The organism is Bordetella genomosp. 11 (assembly GCF_002261215.1).
GTDB lineage: Bacteria > Pseudomonadota > Gammaproteobacteria > Burkholderiales > Burkholderiaceae_B > Bordetella_C.
On the sequence record NZ_NEVS01000003.1, the window covers coordinates 1 to 23629 of the forward strand.

General features: G+C 63.2%; 20 protein-coding genes and 3 pseudogenes. 10 read left to right on the forward strand and 13 right to left on the reverse strand.

All coding sequences use genetic code 11. The features are described from left to right. Positions 1–666: DsbA family protein (locus CAL28_RS07525; protein WP_254926045.1), on the forward strand; the 666-nt coding region annotated here is incomplete at its 5' end. A 170-nt stretch (positions 667–836) separates the two neighbouring features. Then, complete coding sequence (locus CAL28_RS30295; protein WP_440588369.1) at positions 837–1214, forward strand: JAB domain-containing protein; 378 nt, start codon at positions 837–839, stop codon at positions 1212–1214. Between the two features lie 219 nt (positions 1215–1433). Here the strand turns inward: CAL28_RS30295 and CAL28_RS29440 are convergent, their stop codons facing one another. Further along, the gene (locus tag CAL28_RS29440) at positions 1434–1682 is read right to left on the reverse strand and encodes a hypothetical protein (RefSeq protein ID WP_141218149.1); all 249 of its coding nucleotides are present in this window, start codon (positions 1680–1682) and stop codon (positions 1434–1436) included. 896 nt (positions 1683–2578) lie between these two features. Between CAL28_RS29440 and CAL28_RS29445 the strand changes: the two genes are divergently transcribed. The 3 genes from CAL28_RS29445 to CAL28_RS07540 all read left to right on the forward strand — a co-directional run bounded on the left by CAL28_RS29445 (position 2579) and on the right by CAL28_RS07540 (position 3807). After that, complete coding sequence (locus tag CAL28_RS29445) at positions 2579–2908, forward strand: hypothetical protein (RefSeq protein WP_141218150.1); 330 nt, start codon at positions 2579–2581, stop codon at positions 2906–2908. Positions 2909–2986: 78 nt separating this feature from the next. Next, positions 2987–3382, forward strand: a complete 396-nt coding sequence (locus tag CAL28_RS07535) for a hypothetical protein (RefSeq protein ID WP_141218151.1) — start codon at positions 2987–2989, stop codon at positions 3380–3382. Between the two features lie 17 nt (positions 3383–3399). Then, a complete protein-coding gene (locus CAL28_RS07540; protein ID WP_094840836.1) occupies positions 3400–3807 on the forward strand; it encodes a hypothetical protein in 408 nt (135 codons plus the stop codon). Positions 3808–3872: 65 nt separating this feature from the next. Here the strand turns inward: CAL28_RS07540 and CAL28_RS07545 are convergent, their stop codons facing one another. Both CAL28_RS07545 and CAL28_RS07550 read right to left on the reverse strand, forming a co-directional pair. Beyond that, positions 3873–4379: a GNAT family N-acetyltransferase gene (locus tag CAL28_RS07545; RefSeq protein WP_094840837.1), complete on the reverse strand. Its 507-nt coding sequence runs from the start codon at positions 4377–4379 to the stop codon at positions 3873–3875. Continuing rightward, complete coding sequence (locus CAL28_RS07550; RefSeq protein ID WP_094840838.1) at positions 4376–4648, reverse strand: type II toxin-antitoxin system TacA family antitoxin; 273 nt, start codon at positions 4646–4648, stop codon at positions 4376–4378. The genes CAL28_RS07545 and CAL28_RS07550 overlap by 4 nt, the downstream gene beginning before the upstream one ends. 570 nt (positions 4649–5218) lie before the next feature. Here CAL28_RS07550 and CAL28_RS07560 point away from each other — a divergent pair. Together CAL28_RS07560 and CAL28_RS07565 are read left to right on the forward strand one after the other, a co-directional pair. Beyond that, positions 5219–5527 (forward strand): annotated as a pseudogene (locus tag CAL28_RS07560) (DUF932 domain-containing protein); the annotation flags it as partial. A 299-nt stretch (positions 5528–5826) separates the two neighbouring features. Next, positions 5827–7098 carry a tyrosine-type recombinase/integrase gene (locus tag CAL28_RS07565; RefSeq protein WP_094840841.1) on the forward strand — a complete coding sequence of 424 codons (1272 nt, stop codon included), beginning with the start codon at positions 5827–5829 and terminating at the stop codon, positions 7096–7098. A gap of 43 nt (positions 7099–7141) precedes the next feature. Here CAL28_RS07565 and CAL28_RS07570 read toward each other — a convergent pair whose 3' ends face one another. After that, complete coding sequence (locus tag CAL28_RS07570; RefSeq protein WP_141218152.1) at positions 7142–7528, reverse strand: hypothetical protein; 387 nt, start codon at positions 7526–7528, stop codon at positions 7142–7144. Positions 7529–7587: 59 nt separating this feature from the next. On the opposite strand from CAL28_RS07570, the pseudogene CAL28_RS07575 reads away from it, so the two are divergent. Then, positions 7588–9202, forward strand: a pseudogene (locus tag CAL28_RS07575) (DEAD/DEAH box helicase); the annotation flags it as partial. Positions 9203–9329: 127 nt separating this feature from the next. Here the strand turns inward: CAL28_RS07575 and CAL28_RS07580 are convergent. The 4 genes from CAL28_RS07580 to CAL28_RS07595 form a co-directional block, all read right to left on the reverse strand. Beyond that, a complete protein-coding gene (locus CAL28_RS07580) occupies positions 9330–10121 on the reverse strand; it encodes an IclR family transcriptional regulator (RefSeq protein WP_094840843.1) in 792 nt (263 codons plus the stop codon). Next, positions 10121–11494: an MFS transporter gene (locus CAL28_RS07585; protein WP_094840844.1), complete on the reverse strand. Its 1374-nt coding sequence runs from the start codon at positions 11492–11494 to the stop codon at positions 10121–10123. Before CAL28_RS07585 ends, CAL28_RS07580 begins: the two co-directional genes overlap by 1 nt. A gap of 178 nt (positions 11495–11672) precedes the next feature. Then, positions 11673–12692: a 4-hydroxy-2-oxovalerate aldolase gene (gene dmpG / locus CAL28_RS07590; protein WP_094840845.1), complete on the reverse strand. Its 1020-nt coding sequence runs from the start codon at positions 12690–12692 to the stop codon at positions 11673–11675. Between the two features lie 15 nt (positions 12693–12707). After that, positions 12708–13664 carry an acetaldehyde dehydrogenase (acetylating) gene (locus CAL28_RS07595; protein ID WP_094840846.1) on the reverse strand — a complete coding sequence of 319 codons (957 nt, stop codon included), beginning with the start codon at positions 13662–13664 and terminating at the stop codon, positions 12708–12710. 244 nt (positions 13665–13908) lie between these two features. On the opposite strand from CAL28_RS07595, the gene CAL28_RS07600 reads away from it, so the two are divergent. Continuing rightward, positions 13909–15096, forward strand: coding sequence for a class I SAM-dependent methyltransferase (locus CAL28_RS07600; protein ID WP_094840847.1), 1188 nt, complete (start codon positions 13909–13911; stop codon positions 15094–15096). Positions 15097–15098: 2 nt separating this feature from the next. On the opposite strand, the gene CAL28_RS07605 is transcribed toward CAL28_RS07600, so the two are convergent. From CAL28_RS07605 to CAL28_RS07615, 3 genes and pseudogenes are all read right to left on the reverse strand, one after another. Beyond that, positions 15099–16211, reverse strand: a complete 1113-nt coding sequence (locus CAL28_RS07605) for a CCA tRNA nucleotidyltransferase (protein ID WP_094840851.1) — start codon at positions 16209–16211, stop codon at positions 15099–15101. Next, positions 16211–17356, reverse strand: a pseudogene (locus CAL28_RS07610) (transglycosylase SLT domain-containing protein); the annotation flags it as partial. The pseudogene CAL28_RS07610 and the gene CAL28_RS07605, both read right to left, overlap by 1 nt. Positions 17357–17450: 94 nt before the next feature. Then, positions 17451–18968: a DDE-type integrase/transposase/recombinase gene (locus CAL28_RS07615; protein WP_094840848.1), complete on the reverse strand. Its 1518-nt coding sequence runs from the start codon at positions 18966–18968 to the stop codon at positions 17451–17453. Between CAL28_RS07615 and CAL28_RS07620 the strand changes: the two genes are divergently transcribed. Then, a complete protein-coding gene (locus CAL28_RS07620) occupies positions 18878–20335 on the forward strand; it encodes an MFS transporter (protein ID WP_217906546.1) in 1458 nt (485 codons plus the stop codon). The two genes, CAL28_RS07615 and CAL28_RS07620, sit on opposite strands and share 91 nt — an antisense overlap. On the opposite strand, the gene mobH is transcribed toward CAL28_RS07620, so the two are convergent. Further along, positions 20277–22124 carry a MobH family relaxase gene (gene mobH / locus CAL28_RS07625; protein WP_094840849.1) on the reverse strand — a complete coding sequence of 616 codons (1848 nt, stop codon included), beginning with the start codon at positions 22122–22124 and terminating at the stop codon, positions 20277–20279. The two genes, CAL28_RS07620 and mobH, sit on opposite strands and share 59 nt — an antisense overlap. A 318-nt stretch (positions 22125–22442) precedes the next feature. Further along, positions 22443–23468: an IS110 family transposase gene (locus tag CAL28_RS07630; protein ID WP_094840673.1), complete on the reverse strand. Its 1026-nt coding sequence runs from the start codon at positions 23466–23468 to the stop codon at positions 22443–22445. Positions 23469–23629: the final 161 nt, after the last annotated feature.

Below are 23629 nucleotides of genomic sequence, written 5' to 3' on the forward strand. Positions count from 1 at the left end.
GCACTGCTCCTGATCTGGCTTGTATTCCGGTCGTCTGGCGAGTCCCCAGCGCAGTCCTCCACGCCAGTCAGCATGGCGTCGGTGGCCGGTCCGCCATGGCTGATGGGAGACGTGGAGGGCCGTTTCACGCTGACGCTCTATGCCGACCTGGAATGTCCGTTCTGCCGGGAGTACTTTCCGCTGCTCAAGCGCTGGTTTGGCAGCAACGCCGACGTAGCCCTGCAATGGCACCACCAGCCTCTGGCCACGCACGAGCCGGCCGCGTCGGCTGAGGCGCGTCTTGTCGAGTGCGTCGCCGAAGCCGGCGGGCATGCTGCCTTCTGGCAGGCCGTCGAGTGGGTCTATGCTCACACGCGCAGCGACGGCCAGGGATTGCCCGATGGCCTGCGCTACCCGGAATCGACGCCGGCTGTCGAACAGTGCATGGCGAGCGGACGGGCCGATGCTGTCATCCGCGCCCAAGCCACGGGAGCCACGAAAAGCGGTGTAACGGCCACGCCGTCGCTGCGCCTGCTCGATCGCCAGACGGGCCAGGCCATCCTGCTGCAGGGGCCGATCGAAGGCGATGCCTTGCTGTCGGCGATGGACATGCTGTCCGCTTCCGAAGCTGCCGCCACACCTATCACCGAAATGCCTGCCGACGCTGTCGGCGACATGCCCAGGTAGTCCTCGGTCATCAAGGCTACGGCGCGGTTGCCCGCGCTGACCGATACCCGTTCGCTCCGCATCCTGGCCGCGAACAATCACCGCCGCGCGGTGTGCTCACGTTCCAGCGTCGCGTATGCGCGTCCTTGACGGGAATGAACGTCCGGTCAAGCTTGAGCACCGTGGACAGCATGTTCAAGGCAACGTCAGCCGGCATCTTACGAAGCCGTGTCAACGTTGTTTCATCGAAGGATCTGCGCGCTACCATCGCCAGCCTCCCCAAGGAAAAGCCGCAAAGAAATGCGGCGCGCCGGGCTACTCGCCTCAGAAAGAGGCTCGGGCTGCTCGGGCACTTCCCAGTGTTCAACGACTCGACAGATCACGCAACCATGTTGACACTCGCGAATGCAACCTTACATCCGAGCGGAACGCTGGATCCCAGTCGCGCTGACCTGGCTATCACCCGTAGCCTGCGGGATGCGCTGGCCCTGGTCGACGTGCGCCTGGTCGACCACTTCATCGTCGCCGGCAGCGGTTCCTATTCGCTGGCCGAAAACGGGCAGCTATAGCGCACGCGGGCGCGCGCGGCCGGCAGATGCCGGCCGGATTTGCCAGCAGCTGCGCCGCTGGCCGTCCAGTCGCGCGCTCGCCTGCCTTGAGCCTACTGCTGGAAATAGACGTAGCCGGCCGTGAGGGTAGTGGTTTTCCATCCGGACCCGGACGATTCGAAAGTGTAGGGAAAGTGGCTCGCGTGCCTCTCCGAGTACCCTGGCTTGGGTGGAAGGGCTTCAACTTCCCGCAGGCTCGGTCGATGCAGGCGCATCCGGCGGTTGGTTCTCGTTCGGTCTGGCTTGTGACAGGGCTTCGATTAACGCTGGCAAGTTCTTTGCCAACATCGCCGCGCGGATGGCGACTCGATCAGGAGTCCCAATCTCACGGGTTTCTCGTTGCAAGTAGGCCTTCACCGCTTCCAAAAGGCTGGTCTGCTGCGCACGCTCGACCTCGCATTGGCCGCGACGGGCCCAGAGCTGCAGCACCAGGCTAGCCGTCTCCACGCCAGGGGAATCGTTCGAAGGCGAGCCGATTGCTGCGATGACTGCCTGAGCGAAACGCTCATGTAGGTTCTCAGGCAGCTGGGCTGGCCGTGGGCGACTGCCGCCGATGGGGCGTCCGCGCCGGCGGACTGGAGTAGGCGAAGGGGGCTCGTGCATTGATATGTTGGTGGGCCGAGGAGTCGTGTTGGCGTGCCGCCTCTGGTGGGGTTCCGAGTCGATGTGGGTGGTAGCGCGCATCGGCGCGAGGGAAGTTTGAACCAAGAGCAGGATCGCGTCCAGTAATGTCCGCGGCGTCGGCAATCAATCTCTGAACCCCCCTTTTTGTGCGAATCCCGGCCCAGGGCCGGGACCGGGCTGTCGTAAATCGAGCCAGGCCAAGCCCGGGCCCGTCTCGACCCGCCTGGGGCGGGCTTCCATCCCTCTCGCCTTCGCGCCGGCAGAGCCGACGCTGCGCGCCAGCACGTGCTGGCTTGCTGGCGGCCGATGGCCGCGGTCAGGGACCGCGCAAGCGCGGCCCGGCGGCGCTCGCCGCGCGGCCGGACCGGGATCGCAACACGGCGGGTGCAGTGCCTGTCCTGTCAGCCCGTCGCCCTAAACCGCCGACTGTATCACTACGTTCCTTCCGCCAAGGGTCCGCTGCGCCGGGTGCTCACCCGTTCGGTGCTCGCCCTCGCGGGCTGCGCTCCGCATGCGGCTTCCGCGCCCGCCCTTTCTGGTCGTCACTGCGTGATCCAGATCGGCAAGGGCGACGAACTAACAGGACGGGCGGCATACAACGCGCAGCCGCCGAACTGCGAAACCCGATCCGAAAACCTACGCAGGGGCTCGGAATCTTCAGTCCAGGTCAGCACAGAAACACCAACTATAAGGAGTTCAAAGTGTCACGGAACCAGTCGATTCAGGCCAACAACAGCAACTGTGAAGTCCTGCGCGGCATCACGATCCGCATTGCCTGGGGTATCGCCACCGGCCTGTTCAATGAGGAAAAGAAACAAGACGCCATGCTAGATGCCTACTTTGATGCCCATCAGCTTGGCCTGGACGACTATGCCCGAGATGTGGTTGCCGTGCCTGTACTTTTTTCTGATGTGCCGGACCTGATTTCGGCTTGGCAGGAAGGACAGTGTTTAGCTGCTGAATTTGAAGAGATTGCCCATTGCCCAAGTTGCCGCGATGATGCTGGGCATCCGTGCTCTAGCCATCGTTAGGACTGTGCATTTCAACAAAACGCCCCATCTGCTTTGCGCAGGTGGGGCAGGTGCCACAACGGACATAAGGAGAACCGCGTGAGAATACTTATCAGCATCCGTCCAGGATGCGCGCAATCGGCAGCGACAAAGGCTATGCTGTCTCGTCTCGGCATTTGTGTCGTGGAGCGGCATTGGCGGCCTGACGAGCAGGACACTGCCCCAATCGTGAGCATTGAGCTCGGCATAGAAACCGTGACATGGCACGGCCACCAACCGGACTGCATAGCGATGCTTGCGGAGTTATGCGAGATGGGATCGGTCCCGGCGCACGGGCTAGGGTCTCTGGAAGAGGCGCACGATGCAATTCTTACGCGCGGCCAAGTTGTGATGGAAATCGAGCGTCATGGTGCAGACGCGGGCGAGTTTTTCAGCGAGTGTGGGGAGCAGCCGCTGTATCGCGGTGAAACGATATTGAATTGGCTTGGCTACTGAGTGGACTGCGGGACGATATGACTATTCGCTATTATGAGCGCGTCACGGTGACCACTGACGTTCGGGGTGCCGATGGGCGCCTGCGTGTGCAAGCGGGGGCTGCCGGCACGGTGTACAGCATCTTGAGCGGCCACCTTGGCGTACTGTTCGACGACGGGCCCGCCTATGTCGAGCTTTCCGGCTGCGGCCAGCGGTTCGCGGAAATTCCAGCGACAAGCGTGGCCCGTGAGGGATGGTTTTTCACCCGATTGGGCCGGCGTTATCGCGTGCTGGCTTCCTTCACGGACAGCGAGCAAGGCACGCATGAGGCCAATGAATATATGGAACAGCACCCTGGTACGTGCGTGCTGGCAGTTACCGGCGGGCAAATCTTGCTTGCGGGTAAGCAAGACGCGGGCGAGCCAGTAATTGCCCGTGGCGGGTGAGCGTTCAACCAGACTGGAAGAAACAAAACGGGCCGCAAATGCGGCCCGTTGCTCGTTGTCCGGGACTACTGCGCGTTGATCGCCTGCAGCGCCGAGGCGATGGGCAAAAAGAGTCGCAGCGGTTCACGCTCGAATGAAATGAATCCGTGGTGCCTGTAGAACCGTACTGCGCTTTCATCCTTCGCGTCCACCAGCATCGCATAGGCTCCTACTTCGGCGTCGGCGCAGCGCATTAGAGCATCCATTAACAGGGTGCCACCCAGCCCCGTTCCAGTGAAATGGGAATCCACGGCCAGGCGCCCCATCAAAACCACCGGAACGCTGGGGTAGCGCGGTAGCTTTTTCTTCTGTTGCTCCGGCAGGTCCGCCAGTACGATACTCGATGCCGCAAGCGTGTAAAAGCCCGCAATTGCGCCGCCCGGGGCTACAGCCACGTAGCAGGTGGCCACCCGGCGGCGTACGTCCTGGCTTACGGTGTTGCTGAAGTAGCCATCCAGGGCGGGAACGCCGCAGCTGAACTGCGTGCGGTCATGCCCGGCTAGGCGCTCGATGACGTACGCCGGCTGGGTCATTTACTTTGAACTAGCTGGCGATGACGCAGCGCTGCACGCTTCAATGCCGGCGTCGGCGGAGCCGGGTCGATAAGTGCAGCAGCAAACCTTGCTTGATCGACTTGAGCAAGGCGAATGACCTCTGCGCGCTCCATGGTCTTAACGACAGTGGATTGCAGGGATGTGATTACAAGATCGGTTAGCGAACGGCCTTCCATTTCAGCTGCGCGCTTGACCATTTCCATCAGGCCGGTCGGGATACGGGCCTCTAGTCGGGAAGTTTGTGCCATGGTGCTTGTCCTCCAAGAGAACCCCATTATACGGCAAATTGCCGTACAAATCCACCGTTACGGCAATTTGCCGTAAGCGTTGCGGCGTGCCAGCGCAGGCATGGCCAAGCCCGGGCGGCCGGGCCTGCTGCGGTCGAGTGGCTGGCACCTGGACGGCGCCAGCCAGGGAGCCTGGCCAACCCCGAAGTTAGAGCCCGCGCCGGCGCGCGGGCTGGTGGCGCTCGCCGCGCCGGCCGCGATCAGCATGCAGCTGCACCAGGTGCAATGCCTGGTCCTGTGACCCCCGCGCCCTAAAACCGCCGACCTTACCACTGCTCTCCCGCCTGCAAGGGGGCTTTCATAAAGCCCGCCGCCAGGCTGCGCCTGGCCACGGCCTTTACAAACCTTCCCCCTTTCCAGCGCTCGATTCGTGGTCGCGGACGGCACGGGCTCGGAACTCACAGGACTGGCGGCTTACAGCGCACTACCACCGCCATGCAAGCCGATCTCGAAAACCCACCATCGGGCTGAAATCTTCAGGCCCGGTCCGCATGAAAAAACCGTCCCATTGGACACAACCGGAGAAAGAGTATGCCTTATCAGATTGCCAACCGCTTCGCCCGCAATGCCCGCCAGTATGACAAGCGCGCACCGCTGACCGACGCGGAAATCATGCACGTGGCCCCGTCGATCTTTGCGCAGGAAGCGCACGAAAGCCGCTCCGAGCGCTACACCTATATCCCTACCATCGAGATCCTGAACGGGCTGCGCGCCCACGGCTTTCAGCCCTTCATGGTTGCGCAAACCAGGGTGCGGGATGAAGCGCACCGCGACCACACGAAGCACATGATCCGGCTGCGGCACGCGGACCACATTGGGGCGAAGGAGACAAACGAAATCAGGTTCTGTCGCAATAAGGGAGTAAGAGCGAGCAGAGATGTGTAGCGGCGGAGAGGTCAGGCAGCCAAAGAATAGAACTGGTCTGCAGCAGACGCAACTTGCCTGTCGAGGCAGTCAAGTTGCCGTTTTTTGACAACTAACATTGGCGTCCATCAACAGCTACCTACATCCATTGATCCGAGATAAGTTATTGATTTTATTGGATTGATTGTCTGCTGGCCGCCACTAAAAGCTGGACAAATCCACTGCCAAAGTGTGTAATGATGTGTGTAACGGGGTAAAGTGGAGGCGTTATACACATGGCACTCAATCTCTTATCTGCTCGCAAGGTCGAGACGGCACAGGCAGGTCCGAAGGTCTACCAGCTTCGTGACGGTGGAAGCCTCTTTCTTCGCGTTCAAACCAACGGCAGCAAGCTGTGGTGGTATCGCTATCGTCTTGGAGGGGCCTCTCAAGTCTTCTCGATCGGCGTATATCCCAAGGTGTCGTTAGAGCTCGCGCGAGCCGAGCGTGACTGGGCCAAGTCCCTGGTCAGGCAAGGCATCGACCCCATCGTCGAAAAGAAGGCCAAGGTCGCTTTGCAGGTCGAGGCGTACGAACATACCTTCGAGTCAATCGCCAAAGAGTGGATCATCAGCAACGCTCACTGGAGTGACTACTACCGCGGGCAAGTCACAACCTATCTGGAAAAAGACGTTTTCCCCAAGCTCGGGAAGCTGCCTATCAGCACCATTCGAGCGCCACATCTCCGTCCGATAATTAAGGAGGTGGCGAACAGGGGTGCAAAGACTGTAGCAATTTTGATCCGGCAGTGGTGCGGTCAGATTTTTTCCTACGCTGCCGCACAAGGAATCTGTGAGTTCGACCCCGCCTCCTTACTCAAAGGATTAGTTAAGCGTCCGCAAGTCCGCCACAATCCCCCACTAACATGGGCCGAGATCCCCGATTTTCTAAATCGGGTTGATGGTGAGGGGGGTTACCGAACAACGGTCTTGGCATTAAAGCTAATGGCACTGACTTACGTTCGAACTGTCGAATTGCGCAAATCGACTTGGGAAGAGTTTGATCTTGACGCAGCGGTGTGGACTATTCCGGCTGAACGCATGAAGATGCGGCGCCCGCACATTGTCCCGCTGTCGAAACAAGCGATGGTCGCTCTGCGAGAACTGCATGCCCTGACTGGCGGTGGCAAGGCGCTATTCCCAAGTTATCGAAAGCCCGGTCAAGTAATGTCGGCTACAACCCTCAACCAAGCATTAAAAAGAATGGGTTACGCCGGTCGTTTCTCGTCACATGGTTTCCGCTCAACTGCGACGACGATATTGAGCTTGCTGGGTTATCCTGAAAAACGCGTTGATCTCCAATTGGCACACTCAAAGCGAGCCAAGGATTCTTCTCGAGCCCCCTATGACCACACAAAGTTCATAGGCTCGCGAAAAATCATCATGCAGGACTGGGCAGATATCCTCGACTCGCTTCAAGCAGGCATGTCTGTCGATGATGTAACGCAATTATTTGGTCCGCTGTCCGAGCGTCGTACCGCATTGCTGCGCGTGATTGAGCGAGAATAACAAGCCTCATTTACTGTCTATTGGATGCTGAATTCGTCTCTCATCAAACTTCGGCAACCAGACGCGCGCCTTCCTGGTTCAGTCGCGTGATGTCTTCCTGTTCTTCCTGTTTAACGACGATGGTTTGCTGGGCCTGGCGCAGTTCGGTCTGTAACTGCTGGATCTGCTGCTCATGCCGGCGCTGGTCCTGCTCGCGCTGTTCCTTGACAGATTGCCGGTAGTGTTCGAGCGCCTCGTATGCATGCCGGTGTTTGTCTTCGAGCGACTGGCAATGAGCTTTCTTGTCCGTCAGGCGATCCCGCAGATCAGCCACCTGCTGCTCGGCTGTGCGGCGAACAATTTCCTCCTTCTGCAACATCTCGCGCGCGCGGACGTGCGCCTGTTGCTCCTGCTGGAGCGACGTTTCGGTACGCTGCCCTGGGGTGCGCAATTGTTCGATTTCTGCGCGGGCGGCGGCCAGTGCCGAGGTGTGCCGCCGCGCCTGTTCCGCTGCCGGCGCTGCACCGCATCGCCCAGATGCCCGCCAACAAGGGCGTCGGCGTGCAAGTGCTGGTGCTGACCCCGACCCGCGAACTCGCCCTGCAAGTCACGGAAGCCACCGCCACGTATGGCCGCAAGCTGGCCGACCTGCGCACCGCAACCGTCGTGGGCGGCATGCCCTACGGCGCGCAACTGAAGGCGCTGTCGCGCCGCGTCGACGTGCTGGTCGCCACCCCCGGCCGCCTGATCGATCACCTGCAATCGGGCCGCGTCAAGCTCAACACCGTGCACACCCTGGTGCTGGACGAAGCCGACCGCATGCTGGACATGGGCTTCATCGAAGACATCGAGACCATCATCGAGCGCCTGCCGCAAGAGCGCCAAACGCTGCTGTTCTCGGCCACCCTGGACGGCACCGTTGCCAAGCTGGCCGCGCGCATGATGCGCGAGCCGCAGCGCATCGAGATCGCCGGCGCCAAGGAAAAGCACACCAACATCACGCAAAGCCTGCTGTACGCGGACGACGCCAGCCACAAGATGCAGCTGCTGGACCACGTGCTGCGTGACGCCTCGCTGGATCAGGCCATCGTCTTCACGTCGACCAAGCGCGGCGCGGACGACCTGGCCGATCGCCTGGCCGACCAGGGCTTTGCCGCCGCCGCCCTGCACGGCGACATGAACCAGCGCCAGCGCACCCGCACGCTGTCGCAACTGCAACTCGGCCAGCTGCGCATCCTGGTGGCCACCGACGTGGCCGCCCGCGGCATCGACGTCCAAGGCATCAGCCACGCCGTCAACTTCGACCTGCCGATGCAGGCCGAAGACTACGTGCACCGCATCGGCCGCACCGGCTGCGCCGGCCGCAACGGCCTGGCCTTCACGCTGGCCACGCATTCCGAGCGCCACAAAGTGCGCCGCATCGAGCACTACATCGGCCAGTCGATCAATCCTGAAGTGATCGCCGGCCTGGAACCCAAGCGCACCCCGCGTCCGTCGACCGGCGGCGCCCCGCGTGGCGGCAAGCCGTTCGGCAAGCGTCCCGGCGGCGGCTACCAGGGCCAGCGCGAAGGCCGTTCCTTCGGCGGCCTGCGCGGCGAGTTCAAGCCGCGTGAAGGCGGTTACCAGGGCAACCGCGAAAGCGCCCCCCGTGAAGGCGGCTACCAAGGCAATCGTCCGTTCGGTGATCGTCCGGCCCGCTCTTTCAGCGATCGCCCCAGCTTCGGCGACCGCCCGCAGCGTGAAGGCGGCTACCAGGGCAACCGCCCCTTCGGCGACCGTCCTCAACGCGAAGGCGGCTTCCGCGGCGGCGACCGCGATTCGCGTCCCAGCTTCGGCGACCGCCCCAGCTATGGCGACCGTCCCCAGCTATGGCGACCGTCCCCAGCGCGACGCCCGTCCGTTCAGCGAACGCGGCCCCCGCGAAGGCGGTTTCCGCGGCGGCGACCGTGACGCCCGCCCCAGCTTCAGCGACCGCCCCAGCTTCGGCGACCGTCCTCAGCGCGAAGGCGGCTTCCGTGGCGGCGACCGTCCCGAAGGCGGTTTCCGCGGCAAGCCTTCGTTCGACAAGCGCCCCGGCGGCCCCGCCAAGCGCTTCGCCAAGCCGGCCGGCGCGCGCCGCGACTGATCGCGGCCCCAGCGGTTCGACAAGAACCGCGCCGGCGATCTGACCGCACCCCAGGCATCGGACGACAATCCGATCCCTGGGGTGTTTTGCATTCTCCGCCGGCAATCCGCCTGGCGCCGAGCTCGGGCTACGTGCTTCTGGCGCCCAGCAGCAGGCTGATCTTGCGGGCGACGTTCTGCACGAGCGGAATGATCTCGTGCATGCGGGCTTCGTCGGTATAGGCGTCCGTGCTCGTCACGCTGATGGACGCGACGATCTCTCCGCTGGCATCGCGCACAGGCGTGCCGACGCAACGGATCCCGTCGACGTTTTCGCCCAGGTCAAAGGTGTATCCCTTCGCGGCATAGGTCGCCATGGCTTCCAGCCACTGCTCCAGCGACAGCGGTCCGGCAAGCCCTTTTGCCGCCTCTTGTTCGTAGCGCTTCGTCCAGGCGGCGCGCCCCTGATCGAGAATCAACGCCTTGCCCACGCTGGTGCAGCACACGGGCTTGCGCCCGCCTATGCGCGTGTTGACTTCGATGGGGCGTTTGCCGCCGATCTTGTCGAGATAGATGATGCCTTCGTCTTCATCCAGCACGGCCAGATGCACGGTGTCTTGCGTCTGCGCGGCCAGTTCCTCCAGCAAGGGGCGGGCCGTCGTGGTGATGGCCGATTCGCGATAGGCCAGGAAACCCAGCTCGACCAGCCGGCTGCCCAGGCGATATCCCTTGCGCGGCTCGAAATGCAGGTAGCGGATCTGCACCAGCGCCGAAGCCAGCCGGTGCGTGGTGCTGAAGGCAATGCCGGTTCTGTCCGAGATGTCCTTCACGCTGCGGCAGCCTTCGGCCACCGCGCTCACCACGTCGAGTCCGCGAAAGAGGGTCTGGCTGGCGAGCGGTTTGGCAATCTTGGCGGTCTTGGTGTCGGGCTTTTCGGTCATCAGGTATCCAGCGGTTGCCCGGTACGATCTTTGGTGAAGCTGATCGCGACCAGCGATACCAAAGCGCACAGGGCAATGAAGATCGCAACCGGGACATAGCTGCCATGATACCGGGCCAGCAAGGCCGTGGCGATGAGCGGCATCGGGCCGCCGACCAGCGCGGCCCCCACCTGGTAGCCGAGCGAAATGCCGGTGTAGCGCACATTCGGCGGGAAGCTCTCGGCGAAGAAGGTGCCCAGCACCGAACCGTAGGTGGACCAGATGATGGAAAAGCCCACCACCACCGCCGCCGTGGAAATCAGCGCCGAGCCCTGGTTGAGCAGCCAGAAGTAAGGCAGTGCATAGACCACGATCGCGACCGTGCCCCACACAAAGACTTTCTTGCGGCCGATCCGGTCGGACAATGCGCCAAAGTACAGCATGACCGGCACGGCGATCAGCGCGGCGACCAGCACCACGTTCAGCGCCGCGACGCGCTCATAGCCCAGGCCCACCAAGTACGAAATGGTGAACGTGGCGAAGAGAAAGAAGGTGCTGGTCTCCACGAACTTGGCGCCAATGGCGATCAACACGGCGCGCCAATGCCGGGTCAGCGTTTCCACCAGCGGCATCCGCTTGTGTTCGGCGCTCTTGGGATTCGCCCGCGCCTCTGCGGCCACCTTGCGGAAGGACGGCGTCTCTTCCACCTTGTTGCGGATCCACATGCCGATCAGCACCAGCACGATGGACAGCACGAACGGAATGCGCCAGCCGTAGGACAGGAAGGCTTCTTCCGAAAACAGCGCGCTCAGGCCCGAGGTGACGAAGTTGCCCAGCGCCAGGCCGAACAGCGCGCCGGTTTGCGGCACCGCGCCGTAGAAGCCCCGCTTTTCGGCGGGCGAGTATTCCACCGCCAGCAATACGCCGCCGCCCCATTCGCCGCCCAGCGCCAGCCCCTGCAACATGCGCAGCAGGGTCAGCAGGATGGGCGACCATACGCCGATGCTCGCATAGGTCGGCGTAAGGCCGATCAGCACCGTGGAAATCCCCATGATGGACAGCGTTATCACCAGCGTCTTCTTGCGGCCGACGCGGTCGCCCACGTGCGCGAAGAGGATGCCGCCTATGGGACGTATCAGGAACGCCAGCGCGAACGAGGCGAGCGCCAGCAACTGGCTGGTCACGGGGTCGTCCGAGGGAAAGAACAGCCTGCCGAAGACGATGGACGACATGGTTCCGTAGAGGAAATAGTCATACCACTCGATGGTGCTGCCCACCGCGCTGCCAAACAGCGCGCGCCGGCGGTCGGCCGGGCTGATGGCGGCGGTTTCCGAAGCGGCGTTGTTGCCCGCCGGCCTGTTGCCCGCGGTCGGGGCCAGTTGTGTTGCGCTCATGGTCTTGTTTGTCTCGTGAGTGTTCGATCGGACATCCGCGGGGAATTCCCCGCATGAAATGGATGCCGTGCTTTTTTTTGTACTTGCGCCGGCAAACCGCCGGCTCGGACCCAGCCCGCCTCAAGCCTGCCGGCTGCCCACGCGGGAGCGGCCGGCAGCGGGCTTGGCTCCCCGCGGCTCAGGCGCGCTGCTTGAGGATGTCCAGCGCCACGTCGACGATCATGTCTTCCTGGCCGCCCACCATGCGGCGCTTGCCCAGCTCGACCAGGATGTCCACCGTCTTCAACTGATACTTCGCCGCCGCCGCCTCGGCATGGCGCAAGAACGAGCTGTACACGCCCGCATAGCCCAGCGCCAGCGTCTCGCGGTCCACCCGCACCGGACGGTCCTGCAACGGGCGCACGATGTCGTCGGCCGCGTCCATGAGCTTGTAGAGATCGGTGCCGTGGTTCCAGCCCATGCGGTCGATGGCGGCGATGAAGGCCTCCAGCGGCGCATTGCCCGCGCCGGCGCCCATGCCGGCCAGACTCGCGTCCACGCGGTCGCAGCCCTCTTCCACCGCGACGATGGAGTTGGCCACCCCCAGGCTCAGGTTGTGGTGGGCATGCATGCCGGTCTGCGTTTCGGGCTTGAGCACATCCTTGAACGCGCGGAAGCGGTCCCGCACATCCTGCATGCCCAGCGCGCCGCCGGAGTCCACCACGTAGCAGCAGGTCGCGCCGTAGCTCTCCATGAGCTTGGCCTGCCGCGCGAGGGCCTGCGGTTCGGTCATGTGGCTCATCATCAGAAAGCCCACCGCCTCCATGCCGAGATGGCGGGCATATTCGATGTGCTGCCGCGATACATCGGCCTCGGTGCAGTGCGTGGCCACGCGCACCACGCGCACGCCGGCGTCATAGGCGTTCTTCAGGTCGTGCACGGTGCCGATGCCGGGCAGCAGCAGCGTCGCGATCCTGGCGTGCTTGACCACGCTGGCCACGGCCTCGATCCATTCCAGATCGGTGTGCGCGCCGAAACCGTAGTTGAAACTCGATCCCTGCAGGCCGTCGCCATGCGCGACCTCGATGGAGTCCACTTTGGCGTCATCGAGCGCCTGGGCGATCCGCTTGGCGTTTTCAACGCTGTATTGATGACGGATGGCGTGGCTGCCATCACGCAGCGTCACGTCGGAGATGTAGATTTTCTTGGCTTGATTCATGGTGTGTTGCCGCTCTCAAACAGCCACGGTGGTTGCCAGCATGCGCTTGGCCATGTGTTCCGCGGTGCGCAGACCCGCGCTGGTCATGATGTCCAGATTGCCGGCGTAGGCCGGCAGATAGTGGGCCGCGCCTTCAACTTCCAGGAAGATCGAGGTCTTCAGCCCCGTGAGCGCATCGCCCACGCCAGGCAGGCGCACCGGCGTGTCGATACGGTCGAACTGCACCCGCTGCTTCATGCGGTAGCCGGGCACGTAGGCCTGCACGGCGGCCGCCATCTCCTCGATCGAACGGGCGATCGCGTCTTCGTCGGCCAGCTCGCTCAGCGTATAGACGGTGTCGCGCATGATCAGCGGCGGCTCGGCCGGGTTCAGCACAATGATGGCCTTGCCCTTGGTGGCGCCGCCCACCGCTTCGATCGCCCGGGACGTGGTCTCGGTGAACTCGTCGATATTGGCGCGCGTGCCGGGGCCCGCGCTCTTGCTGGAGATCGACGCCACGATTTCGCCATAGTGCACTTTGGCGACGCGCGACACGGCCGCCACCATCGGAATCGTCGCCTGGCCGCCGCACGTCACCATGTTCACGTTCAGCGCGTCCAGGTGCGCCTCGCCATTGACCACGGGAATGCAATACGGGCCGATGGCGGCGGGCGTGAGATCCACCATGCGGATTCCGGGCTTGAGGGCGCGCAGGAAGGCATCGTTCTTCACATGCGCGCCGGCGCTGGTGGCATCGAACACAAAGTCAATCTCTTGGAAGACCGGCAGCCGCGCCAGGCCTTCGACGCCCTCGTGCGTGGTGGCCACGCCCAGGCGCGCCGCGCGGGCCAGGCCGTCCGATTGCGGGTCGATGCCGACCATCGCCCCCATTTCGATGTGTTGCCCATGGCGCAGGATCTTGATCATCAGATCCGTGCCGATGTTGCCGCTGCCAATGATGGCGGCCTTGAGTTTGCGTTGAGCGTTTGACACGTGGCTCCTTCCTCTTTCCTGACATCGTTCTGTGCTTCGACGTGGGAGCGAGTGTAGGTAGGTTTTTTCAAATTATCAATATATATGTATTAATCTCATATAGTGAGTATAAAGACCGACGCCCGCGGGTGCTGTACTGGGCCCGCGCGTCGCCGGAACCCGGCGCGCATCCGCGGCCCGGCCTGTCGCGGCCCGGCCTTTCGTGGCCCGGCTAAAATTCCCCGATTCTTCAAATAGCCGCTCCATGCAACGCCCCTCTCCCGCCAATCTCCCGCCTCTGGACCCCGCCGCCCAGGAACACAGCGCCGCCATGGCCGCCCACCTGCGCGATGCCATCGCGGCCAACGGCGGCTGGCTGCCGTTCGACCGCTGGATGGCCCTGGCCCTGTATGCGCCCGGCCTGGGCTACTACGCGGCGGGCAACATCAAGCTGGCGCGGGCCGACGGCGGCGGCAAGAACCCCGAGGGCGACTTCGTCACGGCCCCCCAGTTGACGCCGCTGTTCGCCCGCACGCTGGCCCGCCAGGCCGCCCAGGTGCTGCGCCAGACGCGGACGGACACCGTGCTGGAGTTCGGCGCCGGCACCGGCGCCCTGGCCGAGGGCGTGCTGGGCGAACTGGATGCGCTGGGGCTGGAGCAGACCCGCTACCTGATCCTGGAAGTGTCCGCCGACCTGCGCGCGCGCCAGGCCGAAAGGCTGGCGGCGTTCGGCAGCCGCGTGCAATGGCTGGACGCGCTGCCCGATGCCTTCTCAGGCTGCGTGCTGGCCAACGAGGTCCTGGACGCGATGCCGGTGTCGATCTTCCGCTGGAGCGAAGACGGCACGGTGCTGGAACGCGGCGTGGCGCTGGACGCCGCCCGGGACTTCATCTGGGAAGACCGGCCGGCGCCGCCGGCGCTGCCCGACGCCGTGGCCGGCCGCATGCCGGCGCTGCCCGGCTACGTTTCCGAAATCAATCCGCAGGCCGAAGCCTGGGTCGCCGCAATGGGCCGCTGGCTCGAACGCGGCGCGGCGCTGTTGGTGGACTATGGCTTTCCCCGCGGCGAGTACTACCATCCGCAGCGCGCGGGCGGCACGCTCATGTGCCATCTGCGCCATCGCGCGCACGGCGATCCGTTCACCGCGCCGGGCCTGCAGGACATCACCGCGCACGTCGATTTCACGGCGATGGCGGACGCCGCGCAGGACGCCGGCCTGCAGGTCCTGGGCTATACCTCGCAGGCCCGCTTCCTGATGAACGCCGGGCTGATGGACCTGCTGGCGCAACTGGATCCATCGGACGCGCAAGACTATGCGAAGACCGTCGCGCCCATGCAGAAGCTGCTGTCCGAAGCGGAAATGGGAGAACTGTTCAAGGTGCTGGCGGTGGGGCGCGGCATGACGGAGCCGCTGACGGGCTTCGCGCGCGGCGACCGGCTGGGAAAGCTATAGGCCTAGGCACCCGCCCGCAGGCGTTCCAGCCGAGCTTCGCGCACGCGCTCTTTGATGCGCGCCGGATCCCCGGCGCAGGCTTTCGCGATCGCCCCCGCGTCCACCCCGCGCACCGCGGCCACGCGCAAGCGCCACGCCGCCCGGTCCACCGGCCGCAGCACCGACGCCGCCTCCAGCAGATCGAAAAAGCGTTCGGGCTTGCGCAAGGCGTCGGCGCGCTCCATCAGCGCCAGTTGCGCCTCGACGGCGTCCGCGTCGCGCTGCGAGGCGTCCAGGCCGGCCAGCACTTCGGGCAGCAGGCGCGCGTAGTCGTTGCATTCGGTGGGCACGCGCAGCCGGCGGCCCAGCGCATCGCGCTCGGGCGTCAAGCGGCACAGCAAGGCGTAGCGGCCCGGCAGGGACAGGCCCTGGGAGGCCGCAAGATCCACGTCCGCGCCCACCTCGTCCACGCCTTGCAGTTCCGGCATCACGCGGGCCAGCGCGCCCGACTCTTGCAGCACGTCCAGCATGCGCGATGGCTTCTTCGCCATGAGGCCGCGCGACAGTTCTTTCCAGACGCGCTCGGCCACCAGCGCATCGGCCTCGCCTTCCTGGACCATGCGCTGGCACAGCACCAGGGTTTCGGGCGCCACCATGAAATCATCGAAGCGCGCCGCGAAGCGGGCCAGGCGCAGGATGCGCACGGGGTCTTCCTGAAACGCTTCCCCCACGTGGCGAAACACGCGGGCACGCACATCGACCGCGCCGTTCAGCGGATCGACCAATTCGCCGTCTTGCGTCTGGGCGATGGCGTTGACGGTGAGGTCTCGGCGGCGCAGGTCTTCTTCCAGCGTCACGTCGGCGCCGGTGTAGAACGTAAAGCCCTTGTAGCCCCGGCCGGACTTGCGTTCGGTGCGCGCCAGGGCGTATTCCTCTTTGGTGCGCGGGTGCAGGAACACGGGAAAATCGCCGCCGACGGGAATGAACCCACGGCGGACCATGTCTTCAGGCGTGGCGCCCACGACGACCCAGTCATGGTCGCCGGGCCGCAGGCCGAGCAGCGCGTCACGCACCGCGCCACCCACGATATACACCTGCAAGCCGTCGATGGCCGGGTCTTGTGTCGGGCCCGGCATCATCGGGCCGCGGTGCTCTCGGCGCCCAGCGGCGTGATGCTGCCCAGACGCTCTTTCAGGGACTGCGATTGACCGCTGAACATCGCCGCGTAGTACACCGCGTTGGACATCACGTTCTTCACGTAGGTGCGGGTTTCGTTGAACGGGATGGTCTCGGCAAAGATGGCGCCTTCAATGGGATGCGAGAAGGTCGCGCGCCAATTTTGCGGACGCCGCGGACCCGCGTTGTAGCCGGCGCTAGCCATCATCTGCGACCCATCCAGGTCACGCAGCACCATGTTCAGGTAGTTGGTGCCCAGGACGGTATTGGTGTCGAAATCGTTCACGCTGGACGGCGTGAAATCCGTCATGCCGATCTTGCCCGCCACCCACTTGGCCGTGGCCGGCATCAACTGCATCAGGCCGGACGCGCCCACGTGCGAACGCGCGTCCATGATGAAACGCGATTCCTGACGGATCAGGCCATAGACCCAAGCCGGGTCCAATGCGATGGCGTTGGCCTTGGCCGTGACGCGACCTTCGAACGGCGCGATGAAGCGCTGGGTGAAGTCGAACTCTTTTTCCGTGCGGTCGGATGTGTTGACCACGCGGTCGTAGATGTTCTCGGCGCGAGCCAGTTCGGCGGCGGCCATCAGTTGGCGGTCGCTCATGCCGCGCAGCGTGAAGTTCCATTCGGGCACCGCTTCGCTTCGCCAACCCAGGCGGAACAGTTGCACGGCCCGCTGCAAGCCGGGGTTGGCGCGCGCTTCGGCGATCTCGCTGTCGGTGATGGGCGCCGGACGCGGCGGCACATTGATGCGCCGGCCCAACTCTTCGGACGACAACTGGCCGTAGAAATCGAAGCGGTCGGCAATGCTGGCGTACAGGGCGTTGGCGTCGTCCTTGTGGCCGGTGGCCGCCAGCCCGCGCGCTTTCCAGTACACCCACGACGGGTCGTTGCGTTGCGACGCCGGCATTTCGTCGATCGAGGCAATGACCCACTTCCAGTCAATCTTCGGCTGACGCAGCGCGGCGCGCACCTTCCAGCCGGCGTTGTATTCCGTCATGCGGATGTGCCCGGCTTCCCGGTACCAGTCGTCCGCGCGGCTGTCCAGGTTCAGCGCGGCCACCAGCGCATACTGCCCGCGCACCCAGGCCAGGTTCGACTTGGCCATGGACTTGGACCATTCCGCGGACTTGGCCCATCGTGTTGCCTCATTTGAGAATGTTACCCGCGATTGGTTGTCGTTTGTTGCTCCGTTAACCCTGAGCCAGGCCGCCATGGCGGCCTGGCTCAGGGTTAGACGTCCGCTGAAGGTGCCCCAGCACCAGGGCATTCGCCCGCATTGCCCGCCAGTCCTTTATCCGACGCTGCAGGGTGCGCAGTTGCGTTGTGCCAACGTAGACGTCAGGCATCGTTGCCGCCAATCGTTCCATCAATTCCCTGGCGGTCGCTGCCGGCTCGCTCTCTAGCCAATATTCAATGAGCGGCCATGCCTGTTCGAACGGATCCGTACGGGTTCGCCACCAGTGATGAGCGCCGGCTTGCTTGCGGTGCGTAGGTCGAACTTCGCCATTCTGCCACGCCATTGTCAGGCTTTCCAAGAAGGTGGCTAGCGGTGGTACCGGTGGACATGCACCGACCACGCCGTGTGCCGCGAGATCGGCCAACGCACACTGCGCGGCTCGGATAGCCTGAAGCAATGCCACGGGATCCAAGCGAACAAATTGCGTACGCAGCGTGGCTTTGACCTCTTCATCAACCTCTTCCATTGCCAGCAAGCGTTCACAAGGCGTCTTGGGCGTGTAGTAGGTCTTGCTGACACGGGCGCCGTCTCGCCGCTTGGACTTGAGCTTGAACGACGGCTGAAAGAAATTGATGTAGAGGCGCGAGACGGCGTACAGTTCGGCCAGCGCCTGGGTTGCCGGCACGCCGCTTAGCCGGCCATACCCTACAAGGCGCCGGACGATGGAGCCGTTCTTCTGCTCGACCCAGGCCTGATCGTTTTTCTTGTAGGCGCGCGAGCGCGTAAGTTCGAGATCATGTCCGCAGCAATAATCGAAGACCGTCTGATTCATGAACGCGCTGTCGTTATCGGTGTCGATACCCCGCATCGCAAAGGGTAAATCGGCGGCCGCCTTGATAAGGCCTTGCACAACCAAAGATTGATTACGCACGGGTAAAGCCACGCACTCAGTCCAGCCGGTGGCTATGTCGGTAAGCACCAAACTGTGCACGAAGTTCCCATCCTGCTTGGGCCCACCGCAATGCTCGACCATATCCACCTCGAAATAGCCTGGCGCGGGATCGCGCCAATCAGCAAACGTGCGTACGGGAACGCTACGACGAATGGCAGAACCAACACCGGTTCGGCGTCGGCGTTGCCCGTCGATTTGCTCGCGTGTCTTGCGTAAGATCCGGTCAATGGTTGCTGCGCTGATACTGAGCAGCTTGTCCTTGACGAGCGGATCCAGGCTCAAATGCCCGTGGCGTTCCATGGCTTCAATTAAGATCGGGATGAGCTCTTTTAATCGTTTACTGCATATCCGATCTCCTGCTTCCCACAGTACGATCAGTGCTTGGCGCACGGCTTCGTCGTATACACGGTTGCGAACAGATGGCGAGGCGCACACCCCCGGCGCGCATCCCAGAATGCGAATGGCGTATTTACGATGGTATCCCGTGAGTGCGACGAACTCGTCAAGGAGATGCCTCTTCTCGGCGGGCGGCGCATTGCAGTAGCGCTGCCTGTTCCGCGTGCTCGGCCGAAGTTGAATGGGTCATCAGTACCTACGTTCTGTGCTTCGCAGCGCTACTTCTTCCAGCTGGCTCCATTGCTGACCGCTATGGCAGGCGACGGGTCTTTCTTTTCGGAATAGCCCTCTTTGCAATCGCATCGCTAGCTTGTGGTCTGGCAAGAGCGGTGCAGGGAGTGGGGGCCGCGTTCCTTCTCGCCCCTGCCTTGGCCATCATCGGACATACATTCCACGATGAGAATGCGCGCAGCCGTGCCTGGGCGATATGGGGCGGCATCATGGGTCTCACGATGGTGGTCTCCCCGCTGATTGGTGGAGCGATCAGCAGCCTGCTCGGTTGGCGCTGGGCTTTTCACATCAACATCCCGATCTGTGTACTGCTGGGGATAGCGGTGCTCACGCTGGTGGAGGAGTCGCGCGACCCAACACCCCGGACCTTGGACATTCCAGGAATTGTTCTCTTCGCACTAGCAATGTTCAGTGTCACGTGGGCCCTGATCGTCGGACCGAGTCACGGTTGGACGAGCGGGCCGGTCCTGCTTCGTTTAGCGGGCGGCCTGCTGCTGTTCTCTATCTTTGTCTGGGTCGAACGGCGGCGCATTCATCCGATGCTCGATCTTGAGCTTTTCACAGCCTGGCCCTTCGTCGGAGCCGTACTGGCGATGTTCGCCTATGCCTCATCGGCACAGGTCATGGCGTCGCTGCTGCCGCTGTTCCTACAAAACGGCCGGGGAAACGGAGCGCTCGCTGCCGGCATCGGCATGCTGCCCGTCGCCCTCGCCATGCTGATATTTCCGCAAGTGGGCCGACGACTTTCGCCTTATTTGGACAGCTCACGCATCTTGACTCTCGGGCTCGCAATCGTGGCGCTGGGGAACCTGACAATGATGTTCGCCGCCCGGCAGCAAGGAGAGTGGTTACTGATCGTCGGAATGGCAATCCTGGGAACAGGCGGCGGGTTGCTCAACGGGGAAACGCAGAAGGCCATCATGGGCACGGTGCCCAGGCACAGAGCGGGAATGGCATCCGGCATTAGCACCACGTCGCGCTTCTCCGGCATTTTGCTCGGTTTTGCCGGACTGGGAGCAGTGCTAGCAAGCGGCACACGCTCCGCGCTCGAACATGCAATGGCGACGGAGCGTTTGCCGCTAGAGCCTGGATTCGTCGACAGCATCGCAGCGGGAGATCTCGAACGTGCAGTCGGGGCTTATCCACCAAACCTCGCGGCCACAATTACTTCGCTCGCACAGGATGGTTATAGCGTTGGATTCTCACACGCCTTCCTTACGGCAGCGATCATTGCGCTTGGTTCTGCGGTGATCGTGTTCGTCACGATGCGGCGTCGAGAGATAGGTACGGATTGTCAGGCGGGACTTCAACGAAGATGACGTGCGGATTAGCCAGAAGGTACCCATGTAAACGCTTTGACTTCCTCGGTCCTGTTACTTCGCAGGTCCAGATATTGAGACCGCTGGATTGCTTGCGATGTTGCTGCAGGCGCTCGAAGCGCTTTTGCACCCACTGCCAATCTTGCTGGCCCTCCTGCTTGGCCAGCGCTCCTACATACGGGTGCTCTTGTGCGTATCGCTGGAACACGCCAGGGCTGACCAAGTAGGCTGTTTCGTTCACGGTATGCACCAGCGCCTTGGCATCGTTGATGATGAGGCGCCGCGAAACGATTCCCTGTTTCAGCCACGCAATGAAATGCTCGCCGGATGGCTGCGCAGTAGCGGACGATGGCGCGGCCGGGGGCACAGGCGATGGCGGTGAAGCTGCAGCCGTCGCTGGCATAGTAGCTCCGGATGGTGTTGCGTCGGCCGCATGCGAGGTGGCCTCCGCATCCTGCTGCGTGCCGGACGAATTGCCCATGCCCACCATCGCCAGCATGTCCTCCAACACGTCGGGTACTGTTTGAGTCGCGGGCGACGGTACTGCGACGCTGCTGCTTTCCCATGGTGGCGCTTCTTGGCCTTCCTGGGTCATTTCCGCGACGGCTGCCGGCTGGGCAACCGACGTATCGGTGGGTGCGGCGTCAATCGCCACCATACCAGCGAAAGGAATGGGCCGTTCGTCTGGTTCCCATATCAGGGCGGGAGCGAGACGCAACAGAGTGAACGAGTGGGACCACCCGGTCGCGCTGGTCACGGTCGCGCGCCAGACTGCTTTACCGTCCGTCGTGGGCTGCAACATGCCATGATCCTGCAGCACGTTGAACACGGCGGTGTTGTTCGCGGGAATGCCGTCAATGCCTTGGGACAGCAGATGCGCGCGCAGCTTGTCGGAAACCGTCTTGCTCACCAGCCATAGTGCGTCCTGGGTGAGCCAGCCATCAGAGGCCTCGGGCTGGTTCAGCTTCAACTCTTCCTTGAGCAGATAACGCAGCCCGTCGAGCAGCTTGCGTTGCAGTGCGTGCTTGGGCGCGGCCATGACGCGGGCCGGATCACCACCCAGCTCCTGCGCCACAGAAGCGCGATCAGCCTGCACGACAAGCTCGCCCAGGACCCCGGCGTGCTCATACTGCCCAGCCAGAACGTAGAGCAGCGGTGCCCACAAGGACGGATAGCCGCTGAGCCAGTCCAGAAGATCGCAGTCGAGCAGTTGTCGGTAGAGCAGGCCTGTCGCAGCGCTGTGGAGCCGGTATTCGCGATCGTCGCGGTAGCGGAAGCGGTACGGCTGATGCAGCGGGCCGTGCCACGGGTGCCAGGTACTGCCGTCGGCCAGCTCGACGTGCAGATCGACGGCAATCTTGCCGATGTCGTGCAGCAGCGCCGCGTAGGCGACGGCGGCGGTCCAGGCCTCGGACTGCGCCGCCTGGTCCTCGGGGCTGGCACCGATGGGCAGCAGATGGGACTGCCGCAGCTTCAGGCTGTAGGCGACGATTTCCAGGCCGTGGTCCAGCATGCCGCCCGGGTAAGCGTGGTGGTGGCTTTCGGAAGCGGGAAACTGCTGGACCAGCTCGGCGTAGCGTTCCAGCGGTGCGCGGTACAGGGTGGCGAACTGCCTGCGCGACAGCGACGTGCGCTGCCAGATGTGTTCCAGCAGTTTCTGCCGGCGCGGTGTTGCCAGCAGCGCTGCGGCGGCTTCTGGCCGCAGCAGCCCTTTCGGGAGATCGGTGGTGGGTGCTGGCGACGGAGCGGGGGCGACAGAGACCCTTTTTCGCTGGAACAAGGAGAGCATGTAGGTGTCCTGTTGGCGGGCCGGCCGGGAGGCCTTTTCGCCTTTGTATGGACGCCTCCTGTTTTGCAAGTGCTTTCAGTGTGATGCCGAACAGAATGCGGCTGCAGTTTTGTATCCGGCCTGTCATGCAGGTCGATACCTGCTGGCCCCGATGGAATCCGCTGATCTGCTCCTCATTTTTCGAGTGGGTTCGTAACCCGAGGCCAAAACCAGGTTTGGCAGATCACGGTCCGACCTGTTTGCCATCACATTTCAGTGCACCTGCAGAACTCGTAAGCAATCCATTTCTACCCAGTCGGTTAAAGGGAGCCGGACCGGCTATGCCGGCCGGCTTGCGTAATTCGGTTCGTAAGCGCGCCCATGAGCCAAGAGCGCCCACAGCGTTCGGGCGGTTCGGTTCGCTATCGCCACCGCAGCGACGTTGACGTGTCGATGCCGCGTTGCAGAAGCTGCCCACGACGGCAGCTCTTTACTGTTCCAGAGCACCGAGCGGGCACCGTGAATGAGCAGAGTTCGCAGATAGGTGTCGCCCCGTTTGCTGATACCCAGCAGCTTGACCTTCCCGCCTGTCCCGACCTGGCGTGGCACCAGCCCCAGCCATGCGGCGAACTCACGCCCAGATTTGAATGCAGCGGGATCACCCATCGTTGCCACGGCAGCGGTTGCCGTCAGCAGACCTACCCCTGGAATCTCGGCGATCCTTCGGCACGCTTCGTTCTGCTTGAGCCACGCCTGAAGGCGGCGTTCGATCTCAGTGACCTGCTTGTTCAAGTCGCAGATCCTGCTGAACTGTTCGCGCAGGGTGTCAATCAGAACGGTCGGCAGCTTGTCTACCAAGCGAGCGAGAACGCCTGGCACTGCCTTGGCGACGGCTGCAAAGCCTTGGGGCATGACTTCCCCGTACTCCGTCAGCAACCCGCGCAGAGCGTTGATCTGGGCGGTGCGAAACTTCACCAGTTGCTGACGCATGCGGTGCATCGCAAGAACGGCCTGCTGCGCCTCCGATTTGACGGCCACTGCCTTGACCCCGGGCTGCTGAACAGCCGTCCAGATGGCCCTCGCATCTGCGGCATCGTTCTTATTGCCATACACGAATGCTTTCACCTGCATTGCCGGCAGGAGCTTCACCGCATGCCCCATCGCCATGAGCTGGCGAGCCCAATGGTGCGCGCCACCACACGTTTCCATGCCAATCAGGCAGGGTGTGCGGTTGACGAAGTGCTCCAGGAACTTCTCACGTCGTAACTGCAGGCTGATGATCTCGCCGGTTTGCCAGTCGACTTCATGTACCTGGAAAACGCGCTTGGCGATATCAACACCGATGACGGTCTGCTTGTCGGTCATGTCGAACTCCCGATAAGGTGGGTGAGCGATAGGTTTAACACCGGCGCCTTTTGCTGCGGACCTTTTGAGCGGTTCGCCGCAGGTGGAGGCGTCCATACCATTTTTCGAGGTAGGGCCTTTCCCCTTGCGCGCCATTCCCTTGCCATTTCGACCCTTTGGCC